This is a genomic window from Curtobacterium sp. MCBD17_021 (assembly GCF_003234525.1).
Taxonomy (GTDB): Bacteria; Actinomycetota; Actinomycetes; order Actinomycetales; family Microbacteriaceae; genus Curtobacterium.
Genome location: NZ_QKTS01000003.1, coordinates 144,869 through 158,097 on the forward strand (window position 1 = coordinate 144,869; position 13,229 = coordinate 158,097).

Consider the following 13,229-nt stretch of genomic DNA (forward strand, 5'->3'; position numbering starts at 1 on the left):
GTGGGTGGGGCCCACGCCGGCCGGTACCAGACCGACGCGCCAGCGGCGGGCCGGCCGAGCCCGGTGGGGACCTCCCGTCCCCCTGTCGGTGCGACGGTGAGAGAATCGACCCACGATGAGCAACCCGTTCGCACGCCCGAAGCCGACCGACGGGCCCCGCGCCACCTTCGGTCGACTGCTGTCCTACCTGTTCGAGAACAAGCCGGCGATGGTCGTCATCATCGTGCTGAGCATCCTCGGCGCCGCGGCCTCCCTCGCCCAGCCGTTGCTCGTCAACCAGGTCGTCACCGCGGTGCAGGAGGGCACCGGGATGTCGACGCTGGTGTGGGCGCTCGTCGTGCTCGTGCTCGTCGCCGGCGTGCTCAACGGGGTGCAGCACTTCCTGCTCCAGCGCGCTGGAGAGGGCGTCGTGCTGTCGACACGGCGGAAGCTCATCGCCCGCATCCTCAACCTGCCGATCTCCGAGTTCGACGTGCGGCGGACCGGTGACCTGGTGTCCCGCGTCGGCAGCGACACCACACTCCTCCGCGCGGTCCTGACGCAGGGCCTCATCGAGTCGATCGGCGGCGCCCTCACCTTCGTCGGCGCGGTCGTCGCGATGGCCGTCATCGACCCGTTGCTGCTCGCCGTGGTCGTCGTGATCGTCATCGTCGCGGTCGTCGTCGTCGGCGGCCTCAGCCGACGCATCAGGGTCGCGTCGAAGGCCGCGCAGGAGAAGGTCGGCGACCTCACGGCGGCGGTCGAGCGCGGCATCGGGGCCGTGCGCACCATCCGCGCGGCCGGCGCGACCGCGCGCGAGGTCAGCGAGGTCGACCAGCACGCGACCGAGGCCTACCGTCGCGGGCTCGTGATCGCCCGGATGTCCGCCTTCGTCGTCCCGGTCGCGAGCATCGTCATGCAGGTCGCGTTCATCGCCGTGCTCGGCATCGGCGGCGCGCAGGTCGCCGCGGGGCAGATTACCATCGCGACCCTCATCACCTTCATCCTGCTGCTCTTCATGATGGTCATGCCGCTCGGTCAGGCACTCGGCGCGGTCGTCGCCGTGGCACAGGCCCTCGGTGCGCTCGGCCGCATCGAGGAGATCCTGCACCTGCCGACGGAGGACCAGGACGACGCCGCCGTCCACCCGGCCGCGGCGGTCGCGACCGACGACGCCATCACCTTCGAGCACGTCACGTTCCGCTACGCCGCCACCCCGGACGCCGTGGGTGCGGACGGGGCCGCCGGGTCCGGGGACCTCAGCGCTCCGGCTCCCGCCGCTGGTGGCACCGGTGACGAGCAGGCCGTCCTGCACGACGTGTCCTTCAGCGTTCCACGCGGGTCGCGGGTCGCCCTCGTCGGTCCGTCGGGTGCCGGCAAGTCGACCACCCTCGCGCTCATCGAGCGCTTCTACGACCCCACCGAGGGTGTCATCCGTCTCGGCGGACTCGACGTGCGCGGGCTCGACCGTGCCGAACTCCGGGCGCAGATCGGGTACGTCGAGCAGGACGCTCCGGTGCTCGCCGGCACCCTCCGCGCGAACCTGCTGCTCGGGTCGCCGGACGCCTCCGAGTCCGAGTGCGTCCGGGTGCTCGAGGCGGTGAACCTCGGCGACGTGCTGCACCGCGACCCGCGTGGGCTCGACGCGCAGGTCGGGGAGGACGGCGTGATGCTCTCCGGCGGTGAGCGTCAGCGCCTCGCGATCGCGCGCGCCCTGCTCGCCGCTCCCCCGATCCTCCTGCTCGACGAGTCGACGTCCTCGCTCGACGGTGTCAACGAGCAGAAGATGCGCCTGGCGATCGACGCCGTGGCCGCGGACCGGACGCTGCTCGTCATCGCGCACCGGCTGTCCACCGTCGTCGATTCGGACGTCATCGTGGTGCTGGAGCACGGCCGGGTCGTCGGCACCGGCACGCACTCCGAGCTCGTGCAGAGCACGCCGCTCTACCGCGACCTGGCGAAGCACCAGCTGCTCGTCTGACGCTCCGCAACACGCGAGGGGTCAGGCGGCGAAGGGGTCAGGCGGCGAAGGGGTCAGGCGGCGAAGGGGTCAGGCGGCGAAGGGGTCGGGCGTGAGCACGTAGACCGTCTCCAGGTACTCCTCGAGGCCCTCGTGCGACCCCTCGCGGCCCAGACCGGAGGCCTTCACGCCGCCGAACGGGAACGCCGCGTTCGACACGACCCCGGTGTTCCACCCGAGCATGCCCGTCTCGAGCCGCTCGGCCAGCCGCTGCCCACGTCGGATGTCCTCCGTGAAGGCGTAGGCCACCAGGCCGTACTCGGTGTCGTTGGCGAGCCGGATGCCCTCCTCCTCGGTCGCGAAGCGCGTGATCGACACGACCGGGCCGAAGATCTCGGTCGTGAGGATGTCCGAACCGGGCTGCACGTCGTCGAGGAGCGTCGGCGCGTAGTACGTGCCCGAGCGCTCGACCCGCTGCCCACCCGAGACGAGCCGGGCTCCACGCTCGACCGCGTCGTCGACGAGCGACGCCGCCTTGTCCACCGCACGGTCGTCGATGAGCGGACCGATGTCGGTGCCCTCCTCCGTGCCCCGACCGATGCGCAGCGCGTCGACACGGGCCGAGAGCGCGGCGGTGAAGTCGTCGGCGATGCCCTCCTGCACGAAGAAGCGGTTGGCGGCGGTGCAGGCCTCCCCCACGTTCCGGAACTTCGCCTGCATGGCCGCGTCGACGGCGCGCTCGAGGTCGGCGTCGTCGAAGACCAGCAGCGGGGCGTTGCCGCCGAGCTCCATGCTCGTCTTGAGGACGTTGTCGGCCGCCTGCTTGAGGAGCGCCGACCCGACCGGGGTGGACCCGGTGAACGTGAGCTTGCGGAGGCGGCGGTCCGCGATGACGGGTGCGGACAACGCCTTCGCGTCCGAGGACGGCACGACGTTGAGCACGCCGTCCGGCAGGCCGGCACGACGGAACAACTCGACGAGGTACAGGGTCGTCAGCGGGGTGAGGTCCGCCGGCTTCAGCACCACCGTGCACCCGGCGGCGAGTGCCGGCGCGATCTTCCTGGTGGCCATCGCGAGCGGGAAGTTCCACGGCGTGATCGCGTACACCGGTCCGACCGGGCGCTTGAGGACGATCCCCCGACCGGTGCCCTCCGGGTTGGTGCGGTAGTCGCCGCCGATGCGCACGGCCTCCTCCGAGAACCAGCGGAGGAACTCGGCTCCGTAGACGATCTCGCCCCGTGACTCGGCGAGCGGCTTGCCCATCTCGAGCGTCATCACCGCGGCGATGTCCTCGGCGTGCTCGTGCACCAGGTCGAAGGCGCGGCGGAGCAGGTCGGACCGGCGGCGGGGCGCGGTGGCTGCCCAGTCCTCCTGCGCGGCGACGGCGGCGTCGAGGGCTGCGACCCCGTCCTCCGGGGTGGCGTCCGCGACGTTCGCGAGGACGGCTCCGGTCGAGGGGTCGCGGACGTCGAACGTCGCCCCGCTCGACGACGGTCGCCAGGACCCGCCGATGAACAGGCCGGTGGGGACGTCCGAGACGCTGACGTGCTCGTCCCCGACGGTGGTCGTGACGGTCCCGTCCGTCCTGCTGGTGTCGGTCGTGCTGCTGCTGGGTCCGGTCGTGTCGGTCACAGGACCGCTCCTCCCGGGCGCTGCCGCCCCTCGTCCATGTCGCTGCGGCCGGTGTGGCCGCCCTCGTCACGGATCTCCTCGAGCGCCGCCTCGCTGGCCGCGGGGTCGACACCGACGACGAGGTCCTCGTGGACGAACACGTCGAGGCCCGCGTGCACTCCGTCGAGCGCCGACGCACGGACGCAGTGGTCGGTGGCGATGCCGACGACGTCGAGGGTGTGGACCTCGCGGTCGAAGAAGACGTCGACCAGGTCGGCACCGGTGTCGGTCGTCCCCTCGAAGGCGGAGTACGCCGGTTCGCCCTGGCCCTTCCGCACGTGCACGTCGACGAAGGACAGGTCGAGCGCCGGGTGGTACTCGGCGCCCGGCGTGTCCGCGACGCAGTGCACCGGCCAGGTGGTCCGGAAGTCCGGTCCGTCGGATCCGGCGAAGTGCCCGCCGTTGTCCCCGGTGGCGTCGTGCCAGTCGCGGGACGCGACGACGAGGTCGTACTCGTCGGCGTGCCGTCGCAGGAAGGCGGTGATCCGTTCGGCCACCGCCGCTCCCCCGTCGACCGCGAGCGCGCCGCCCTCGGTGAAGTCGTTCTGGACGTCGGTGATGAGCAGTGCCCTGGCCATGCGTCCATCCAACACCCGTCGGCTCAGCGCCGGGGCAGCGGAGGTCTCCGGGTCAGGAGGCGGCGAGCGACCCGCCGCACCGGTACGCCGCGGCCGTCACGGCGTCGAGCGCCGGCAGCGCAGCGGCCCGCGACGACCCGATCGCGTAGAACGCGAACGTCAGCTTGGTACCGTCCGCGGCGTCGATGTACCCGCCGAGCGTGTTCGCGCTGTCGATCCACCCGGTCTTGGCGTGCACCTTGCCCCTGGCGTCGGCGTTCGCCCCGGTGAACCGGCTTGACAGGGTCCCGGAGACGCCGGAGACCGGGAGCACCCCGGCGAGCGTCCCGAGCCCCTTCGCCCCCGTGGTGACCGGCACCATGAGGTGGGCGACGAACGACGGTGACACCGCGTTCGCCGCGCTCTCGCCGGACCCGTCGATGATCGTGATGCCTGCGGGGTCGACGCCGTACCCGCGCAGGGCCGATGCGTAGACACCCGTGAGCGAGGCCGCGGTCCCGCCGGCACCGGCCTCCTTCGACGAGACCCGGGCGAGCATCTCGGCGAGGGTGTTGTCCGAGTTCGGGATCATCTGCCCGATGAGCGTCGACACCGGCTGCGACTGCACCTGCGCGATCGTGGCCTGCGAGGTCGTCGCCCGCTTCGTGATCGGCGCCGTCGCGGCCCCGACGACCCCGGCGTCCACCAGGGCCGTCCGGAAGGCCTCCCCGGCCCGACCGATCGGGTCCTCGGACCGGGGCGAGGTCGCAGCAGCGGGGTTCGCTCGGTCGCCGTCGACCATGAGCGCGGTGATCTCGGGCTGGTACCCGATCGTCCGCTCGCTCACCGGCCAGGTCGGGTGCCAGGCGTCGGCCTCGCTCCACCAGGTGCCGTCGGCCACGATCGTGCGCACGGGCGTGGCACCGAGCCGGGCCTTCACCTGCTGCGCGAGCTGCGGGAGGGTCGGGGCGCCCGGGTAGACGGTGCCGTTGCCCGCCGACAGGGTCGCGTCGCCGTGGCCGACCAGGGCGATCGTGCCGCCGCCCTCGTCGGTGACGGTCGTCGGGATCGTGTGGCCGCCGCCGAGCACCGCGAGGGCCGTCGCGCTCGTGAGGGTCTTCATGACGCTGCCGGTCTGCGCCGGGGTGCCACCGTTCCGGGAGAACAGCTCCTCGCCCGTGGCGGCGTCCATGACGTACCCCTCGAAGCGGCCGAGGCCGCTCGCGGACGCGGCACCGGCGATCGAGCAGGTCCGTGCGGCAGCGGTCGGGGTCGGGGTGGGCGTGGGGGTCGCACTCGGCACCCCCGTGGCGGTCGGCGTGGTGGATGCCGACGGTGTCACGGTCGACGTCGGGCTGGCGGTGAGCGTCCGGGAGGCGCTGGCGGACACCGCGGGGCGCGGCTGGTCCCCGGTCGCCGCGCCCACCGCCACCGCGCCCCCGGAGCCCACGACGAGGACCGCGACGAGGCCGCCGACCGCCCACGGCACGGGTCGTCGGTGCGCGGAGGCGCGGAGTGCCGCGACGGAACGGGAGACGGGGCCGCCGGTGGACGGCTGGGGTGACTGCTCGGACATCGCGACGATCCTACGAGACGCGTGTCCGGGCCTCCAGGACGGGGCGTGCGGGCCGGGGAGCCCCGAGCGGTGAGCCCGGACCGGTCGGCCCGGAGCGGCGACTCCTGCCGGTCAGCCCTCGTCGTCCGCTGGGTACCGCACGCCGACCTGCCGGCGCGCCTCGTCCATGACCGCCATCACGGCGACGGTGTGCTCGATGTCGGCCGGACCGCCCGCGGCGATCTCGACGGGTCCGCCGTGCGCGGCGCCCGCCGTGATCGCCGCCTCGAAGGCGCGGGCCTCGTGTCCGTACCCGGCGAGCTCCTCGCGCCCGTCGAACTCCTCGACGACCACGCCGTCGGCGTCCCGGATGCGCCAGGTCGTCGGCGTGCACCAGGTCGGGTCGAGGTCGATCCGACCCTCGGTGCCGATGATCGACGCGCCGTTCGGACTCCGGAGGTCGAGCGCGAAGTGCACGGTCGACTGCGCACCGCCCTCGTGCGTCATCACGATGCCCATCTGGGTGTCGACACCCTGGTCGCTCAGGGTCCCCGACGCGACGAGCGCCGTCGGGACGCCGAGCACGTCGACCGCGAACGAGACCGGGTAGACCCCGAGGTCGAGCAGTGCCCCGCCACCGAGCGCCGGGTCGTTGAGCCGGTGGTGCGGGTCCGTCGGCAGGGCCTGGTGGTGGGTCGCCTGCACGAGTCTCGGCGTCCCGATGCGGCCCTCGGCGACGACCCGACGCATCATCGCCGTCTGCGGCAGGAACCGGGTCCACATCGCCTCGACCACGAGGACACCCCGGGCCTTCGCTGCGTCGCGGACCCGTCGTGCCTCGGCGGCCGTGATCGTGAAGGCCTTCTCGACGAGGACGTGCTTGCCGGCTTCGATCGCGAGGAGCGCGTCCTCGGCGTGCCGCGAGTGCGGCGTCGCCACGTACACCGCGTCCACCTGGTCGTCGGCCACGAGGGCGGCGTAGTCACCGTGCGCCCGCGGGATGCCGTACTCGCCGGCGAAGGTGCGGGCACGTTCCTCGGTGCGCGAACCGACCGCGACGAACTCCACCCCCGCGGCGGTGCAGTCACCGACGAACGACCGGGCGATGCCACCGGTCCCGAGCACTCCCCATCGAACGGCCATGCCCCTGTCTACCAGCCGGACGCCGGGCCGGGCGGACCGCCGGGTGCGTGCCCGGGGTCGGCGGTCAGGGCCGTCGGCGTACCGTGCGCGTCACCAGGAGACGGACTGGAGGCTCGGCACCGGGCGGGTGACGGGCCTGGCGTCCGACAGGTGGTTGGCCGACGCGCCGGAGGCGCGTTCCGGACGCGAGGAGGCGCCGTGACCGAACCGGAACCGTGGTGGACGGGAGCCGTCGTCTACCAGGTCTACCCGCGGAGCTTCGCCGACGGGAACGGGGACGGGGTCGGCGACCTCGCCGGGCTCCGGAAGCACCTCGACCACATCGCCGACCTCGGGGTGGACGTCATCTGGCTCTCCCCCGTCTACCGCTCCCCGCAGGCCGACAACGGCTACGACATCTCCGACCACGAGGACATCGACCCGCTGTTCGGCACGATCGACGAGTTCGACGCGCTGCTCGTCGAGGTGCACCGACGGGGCATGCGACTCGTCATGGACCTCGTCGTCAACCACTCCAGCGACCAGCACCCCTGGTTCCGCGCCGCACGGCGCTCGCGCACCTGCCCGAAGCACGACTGGTACATCTGGCGGGACCCGGTGGACGGCCACGAGCCCAACGACTGGCGCGCCGCGTTCGGCGGGCCGGCGTGGTCGTGGGACCCCGGCACGGGTCAGTACTACCTGCACATGTTCACACCGCAGCAGCCGGACCTCAACTGGGAGAACCCGGACATGCGTGAAGCCGTGTACGAGATGATGAACCGCTGGCTCGACCGCGGCGTCGACGGCTTCCGGATGGACGTCATCAACCACATCGCGAAGGACGACGACGCGCTCTCCGGCGACAGCGACGCGTACGTCATGCAGCCGCGGATCCACGAGCACCTGCAGGAGATGCACGAGCGGGTGTTCGCCGGTCGGGACGCGCTGCTCACCGTCGGGGAGATGCCGGGCGTCACCGTCGAGGACGCCGCGCTGTTCACGGACCCCGAGCGACACGAGCTCGACATGGTGTTCCAGTTCGAGCACGTCGGCCTCGACCACGCGCCGGCATCGAAGTTCACCCGCCAGGAGACCGACCTGCCGGCGCTGAAGGCCTCACTCGCGCGGTGGCAGACCGGGCTCGAAGCGCGCGGGTGGAACTCGCTGTACCTGTCGAACCACGACCAGCCGCGGCCGGTGTCACGGTTCGGGGCGGCGGCGCGGTCGGCGGCGGACGGCCCAGGGTCCGGGACGGACCCGTTCGCGTTCCGGTACGAGTCGGCGACGCTGCTCGCCACCGTGCTGCACCTGCACCGCGGCACGCCGTACGTGTACCAGGGCGACGAGATCGGCATGGTCGACGCCGGGTTCACCGCGATCGAGCAGTACCGGGACGTCGAGTCGCTCAACTGGTTCCGTGGGGCCGTCGGCCGGGGCATCCCGATGGCGTCGGCGCTCGAGGCCCTCGCCTTCCGGAGTCGCGACAACGCCCGCACGCCGATCCCCTGGGACGACAGCGAACCCGCCGGCGGGTTCTCGACCGCGCAGCCGTGGATCGGGATGGGTCAGGGCTGGCCGCGGATCACGGTCGCTGCCGACCGCGCCGCCGGGGACCGCTCGGTGTACGAGCACCACCGCCGCCTGGTCGACCTGCGGCACCGGTCACGGACCGTGCGACTCGGGACCTTCGCGCTGCTCGAGCCGGAGCACCCTGCACTGTGGGCGTTCACGCGGTCGCTTCCCGCCGCGTCTGCTCGTGACGAGGACGACCCGCCGCTCGTCGTGGTCGCGAACCTGTCGGCGTCCGAGCTCGTCCTGCCGGCGGGTGTCGCGGGGCGGGCAGGCGACCTCGTGCTCGGGAACCTCGGGGAGCCGGACTCGGCCGGACGGTTGCGCCCGTGGGAGGCGCGCGTGCACGAGTGCCGGTGACGGGCCCCTGCGGGGAGGACGGCCCCCCTGCGGAGACACGTCCTGCGGAGATACGCGTTGTGGAGCCTTCCGTGAAGTATTTCGGCGGCCTACGCGCAATCGTGGTCCGGCGGCCGCGCCATTGTCGCGTTGGTGTGTCTGCTTGGCGTCGCGTTCCCGCAGCGCATGTGGCGCGTTGAGATGTACGCGAAGTCGCTGCTCGTCATGATGCTCGCCGTCTGCGGCTGCGCACTCATCGCCGCAGGTGTCCTCGTAGACACCGATGACTTGGACCGCTGAACGGTCAGGTTCGTGCCCATCGCCCTCACCGGCTCGTTCGGATGGCGAGTGTTCGGCATCCCCTCGACGCGAAGAAGAACGGATGGGGATGGTGGAAACAGAGGCCACGAAGCGCTTCGTCCGTGTCGTCGGCCCCGTGGTCGCCGCGGCGGGCCTCGTCGGCGTCGCGCTCGTACGGTCGGAGGTCCGCACGCACCGAGCCAGCATCCCCGCCCCGACCGAGCAGCACGAGATCGACCAGCAGCACGCCGACAACGAGTCCAGCCGTGTGACTCTCGAAACCTTCGCGGTCTTCCCGGCAGGAGTACGACCGCCAGCTCGAGGATCTACGCCGCGAGCTTGGCGAGGTGAAGGCGCACGTCACCCGAGTGACGCGTCCTTCGCATCCTGCTCGAGGCGTTCCGGCAGTTCATCCGTGACGTCACGCGTAGTCGGGGCAGAACCGACCACCTCCCGACGATCGACCCGCACATTCGCGACCTGCTCCTCGAGGACGACCTCGACAACGCCTAATGTGGCGACGAGATCGCCGAGATCCGCGAGCAGGCACGACAACCCCCAGCATGAGAATATCCCCTCAAGCTCGGTGACCCCGAGAAAGTCTTTCGTCGGTACCGGAAATGTGGATGTCGCCATCGCCGCTGATGCCATCGACAACAATGTCCCCCATGATGCTGACGCCCGCACGGGGGTACGCGCTCAGCTTTGAAGACTGCCAGAGTTCTAGGCGTGGCAAAAGAAACGGAATCTCAAAATCGAGGCGAGTTGCCGCGTCGAACCTTGCTCGCGATGGGAGGCCTTAGCGCACTACTACTGAGTGCTGAACTTGCGCTACCGGGCAGAGCTTGGGCGGCGCCGACCTGGCATTACCCGTATACAAAGCGGTACGCAGTTACTTCACCGTTCGGACCCCGTGCGTCTCCAGGAGGCGTCGGAACGACCAACCACATGGGCTTCGATCTTGGTGCGCCGACCGGACAACCAATTCACGCTGTAGCAGCCGGTACGGTGACGATGGCGCAGCTCTACAGCGGTTTCGGGTACCACGTCGAGATTGACCACGGCGAGGGGCTCGTAACCACGTATAGCCACATGATCGAGGGCAGCCTTCTGGTGTCGAATGGTCAACGCATCCCGCTTGGCACGCAACTAGGCCTCACAGGGCAGACCGGCAACGTCACGGGCCCTCACTTGCACTTCGAGTACCACGTCAACGGTGCCGCGGTCGATCCCGCGCCCGTTTTCGAGAACGCTCCGCTCAATCCTGGAACACCAACCAATCCTGCTCCGGTCAACCCGCTTCCCGTCATGGAGGACGAAGATATGTATGTTTTGAAGAACGTCGCCTCGGGGCACGTGTTCGTCGCAGGCATGCACTACGTGCGTCACCTCAACACGAGTACCGATGCGAATCTGATCGCACGCGTCGTCAGCAACACGGATGAGATCCACGAGCTCAACGAGACTCAGACGTCGACCACGTTCGCAGCCCTCGGCATCCCGCGCGCCTACACCGATCCAAGCCGTCTTCCTCACGGGGGCAGGGGCGGCTGGTGGTCATTGCAGGACGCCATGTTCACGCAGGCGGGCGGCTCACTCGCCGTTTAGGCAGTTCCGCCTACAAGGAAGCGCGACCAGACCCCCATCGGATTCGCAAGGACCCGGTGAGGGTCTTTCCATCGTGGTGCCAATAGAAGATACTCGAGACCGACAAGAAGAGCGGTCCGTTGAGGACGTACGGCGTCCCGCCACATCCGAGCGCATTCGCCCGCCTGACCCAAACCGCCGCGGGACGAGCAGCCCGCGGTCCGCCCAGGCGATGACGCTCACTTCGACCTCGAGTGCCAGGTCAGGGAACAGCAACCAGGCAAGACCGGGTCGGGCTTCAGGCAATCACAGACCGGGCCGCCGGACGCCGCCTCGGGTAGGGAGAGCGCCGGTCCGAGCGCAAATGGGTCGCGGCGCCGACGGGCGATCAGCAGACGTTCGCGCCGAGGCCGGCGGATGTGGCATAGTCACGGTCGACGGGGACACGCTGCAGTCGTCCCTGCCATGCGGTCTACACGAGGACGGCGACGTCGCTGCCTGCGATCGCGAAGCACTTCAGTTGCAGGGTGTCGGGGACAAGTTCGAACGCGACGTCGGCCCAAAAGGGGCTGCGGCGGGTCAATGGGCATCAGCCAACCGGCGAGTTCAGGGTCGAATACGGCGGGCTGGCGCAGGGTGACGTCGGGGTGCTCGGGCTGTGCCCACTGATGCTCAGCCAGGCGAGGATGGTGCCGGAAGCGGCCGACAGCAAGGAGCCCTGCCAGCGACGTTTCGCGGGCAGGGCTCCTTGCTGGTGCGAGATCAGTCGTTGAGGTGCTGTACCGCGTAGTCCGCCTCTTCCGGCGTGAACTTGTCGGCCACGTCCGACGTGAGCTGATCGCGAATCGCCTCGGGAGACATGCTCATCGTCTCCTGGTAGTTCTTCGCCGTAGCAAGCGCGTTCGCGTTCCAGTCAGCCTTCACGTTGTCGACAGCGTAACCAGCAGCCTCAGCAGAGAACTTGTCAGCGACGTCGGACGTGAGCTGCCCCCGGATGCCCTCCTTCGACATGTGCATCACGTCGGAGTAGTTCTGAGCGGACCGAAGAGCAGAGGTGTATTCAGCCGGCACGTCAGACGACGAAGTGTCCTCAGAGGCCTCCTCGGAGGGCTCTTCAGCCGGGGCAGCAGCGTCCTCAGTCGCGGCCGGCGCTGACGTCTCGAGTGCATCGGAGACGCTGCTAACGGCGGCGGCGTAGATCGAAGCCGTCGCGATACCGACGATCAAAGCGATTCCACCGAGGATGGTGCCAGCGATCGCGAGGCCACGCGTGCGGTTCTTCTGCACGAGCCCGATGATGCCCAGGATCACGGCGACGACGCCGAGGAAGATTGAAACGAAGTTCACGATCGGAATGGCGCAGCCGATGACCGCGACGATGCCAATGATGAGAGCAGTGAGCCCGAGCGGGTTAGAACGCTTCGGCGAAGTGGGTGATGCCGCAGGAGCGGTCTGGTAGTTAGTCATCGGGTTCCCCTTGTTGTTGCTGTAGACCGGCTGAGCCTACGGTCAGAAATCCGGCGCAGGGAGCCCCTTTACTGGGGGTCGAGCGGCTCGGGTGCACCGCCACACGGCACTGCCGTGCAGGAGAACTAACGAAGCCAACTGTGCTGGTTGGCGTAAGACGGCAGCAGGCGCAGCCCACCCCGGTCTTTGAGCGCCGCACGTTGGGCGTGGGCGGCATCAAGCGCTTGCGTGCAACTGCAGCGTGTACCACTACAAGAAGAAGCCCCAGCCAAAGACTCGGGCAGGAGTCTTCGACCAGGGCTTTCACCGGAGCCGCCTGTCGGAATCGAACCGACGACCTATTCATTACGAGTGAATCGCTCTACCGACTGAGCTAAGGCGGCGGGCGCTCCGGCTAGCCGGAGCGGCACGAGAGCCAACTGTACAGGATCAGACGAGCGAGCGCGAAACGAGCGCGCCGAGGTCGTCGAAGGAGCGGGCGAGCTCGTCGACGAGGTGCACGTCGGCGTCCGACTCAGACCACTCCCACCATGCATGCCGGAGCGCGGCCAGCCCCACGAGCGACGCGAGCCGCGCACGGCGCCGGAGCACGGCGTCGGTGTCGGTGTCGGTGTCGGTGTCGAGGTCGGCGGTCCCGTCGCCGTCGCCGTCGCCCAGTCCCGCGCCGCGTCGCAGGCGACGTTCGACGACGACCTGGATGCCTGACTGGAACTCCTTCATCGACGCCATCCGCTGGCTGAAGAGCTCGGGGTTCGCGCGGAGGACCTGCTGGCGCTCCTCGATCAGCCCACGCTCCTCGATGAGTTCCCGCGCCGAGCGCACGAGGAGGACGCCGAGGTCGGGGAGCAGGTCGCCGGAGGGGCCACCGGCGACGAACGCCTCGACCTCCTCCCCCTGCGGCAGGGTCGGGTCGTCCCCGAGGATCGCCTGCTCCTTGCTCGGGAAGTAGTTGAAGAACGTCCGCGGTGACACGTCCGCCCGACGGGAGACCTCGTCGACCGTCACCGCCTGCAAGCCGTGCTCGATCGCGATGCGCAGGGCGGCCTGCTGGATCGCGAGTCGGGTGGCGCGGCGCTTCCGCTCACGGAGGCCCGGTTCGGCGTCGGTCATGGGCACGATC

Annotated in this window: 10 protein-coding genes and 1 tRNA gene; 3 read left to right on the top strand and 8 right to left on the bottom strand. The window is 70.1% G+C overall.

Features of this window, described 5'->3' with window-relative positions; all coding sequences use genetic code 11:
* The first annotated feature begins 115 nt into the window (after window positions 1-115).
* Complete coding sequence (locus DEI83_RS04280; RefSeq protein ID WP_111080560.1) at window positions 116-1,960, top strand: ABC transporter ATP-binding protein; 1,845 nt, start codon at window positions 116-118, stop codon at window positions 1,958-1,960.
* A gap of 69 nt (window positions 1,961-2,029) precedes the next feature.
* On the opposite strand, the gene DEI83_RS04285 is transcribed toward DEI83_RS04280, so the two are convergent.
* From DEI83_RS04285 to DEI83_RS04300, 4 genes are all read right to left on the bottom strand, one after another.
* Window positions 2,030-3,457, bottom strand: coding sequence for an NAD-dependent succinate-semialdehyde dehydrogenase (locus DEI83_RS04285; RefSeq protein ID WP_258371067.1), 1,428 nt, complete (start codon window positions 3,455-3,457; stop codon window positions 2,030-2,032).
* A gap of 110 nt (window positions 3,458-3,567) precedes the next feature.
* Window positions 3,568-4,188 (bottom strand): isochorismatase family protein, encoded by a 621-nt coding sequence (locus DEI83_RS04290; RefSeq protein ID WP_111080562.1) that lies wholly within the window; start codon window positions 4,186-4,188, stop codon window positions 3,568-3,570.
* A gap of 52 nt (window positions 4,189-4,240) precedes the next feature.
* Complete coding sequence (locus DEI83_RS04295) at window positions 4,241-5,743, bottom strand: D-alanyl-D-alanine carboxypeptidase/D-alanyl-D-alanine-endopeptidase (protein WP_111080563.1); 1,503 nt, start codon at window positions 5,741-5,743, stop codon at window positions 4,241-4,243.
* A 111-nt stretch (window positions 5,744-5,854) separates the two neighbouring features.
* The gene (locus DEI83_RS04300) at window positions 5,855-6,865 is read right to left on the bottom strand and encodes a Gfo/Idh/MocA family protein (RefSeq protein ID WP_111080564.1); all 1,011 of its coding nucleotides are present in this window, start codon (window positions 6,863-6,865) and stop codon (window positions 5,855-5,857) included.
* A 198-nt stretch (window positions 6,866-7,063) separates the two neighbouring features.
* On the opposite strand from DEI83_RS04300, the gene DEI83_RS04310 reads away from it, so the two are divergent.
* On the top strand, window positions 7,064-8,776 hold the full coding sequence (locus DEI83_RS04310; protein ID WP_111080566.1) for an alpha-glucosidase: 1,713 nt from the start codon (window positions 7,064-7,066) through the stop codon (window positions 8,774-8,776).
* Window positions 8,777-9,415: 639 nt separating this feature from the next.
* Here the strand turns inward: DEI83_RS04310 and DEI83_RS04320 are convergent.
* On the bottom strand, window positions 9,416-9,706 hold the full coding sequence (locus DEI83_RS04320; protein WP_146243233.1) for a hypothetical protein: 291 nt from the start codon (window positions 9,704-9,706) through the stop codon (window positions 9,416-9,418).
* A gap of 297 nt (window positions 9,707-10,003) precedes the next feature.
* On the opposite strand from DEI83_RS04320, the gene DEI83_RS04325 reads away from it, so the two are divergent.
* Window positions 10,004-10,663 carry a M23 family metallopeptidase gene (locus DEI83_RS04325; protein ID WP_181431067.1) on the top strand — a complete coding sequence of 220 codons (660 nt, stop codon included), beginning with the start codon at window positions 10,004-10,006 and terminating at the stop codon, window positions 10,661-10,663.
* Between the two features lie 741 nt (window positions 10,664-11,404).
* Here the strand turns inward: DEI83_RS04325 and DEI83_RS04330 are convergent.
* From DEI83_RS04330 to DEI83_RS04340, 3 genes are all read right to left on the bottom strand, one after another.
* Entirely contained in the window at window positions 11,405-12,109 is a 705-nt protein-coding gene (locus DEI83_RS04330) for an Ltp family lipoprotein (RefSeq protein ID WP_111080570.1), read from the bottom strand.
* Window positions 12,110-12,419: 310 nt separating this feature from the next.
* Window positions 12,420-12,492 (bottom strand) — tRNA-Thr (locus DEI83_RS04335).
* 46 nt (window positions 12,493-12,538) lie between these two features.
* Window positions 12,539-13,219, bottom strand: coding sequence for a TetR family transcriptional regulator (locus DEI83_RS04340; protein ID WP_111080571.1), 681 nt, complete (start codon window positions 13,217-13,219; stop codon window positions 12,539-12,541).
* Window positions 13,220-13,229 lie beyond the last annotated feature (10 nt).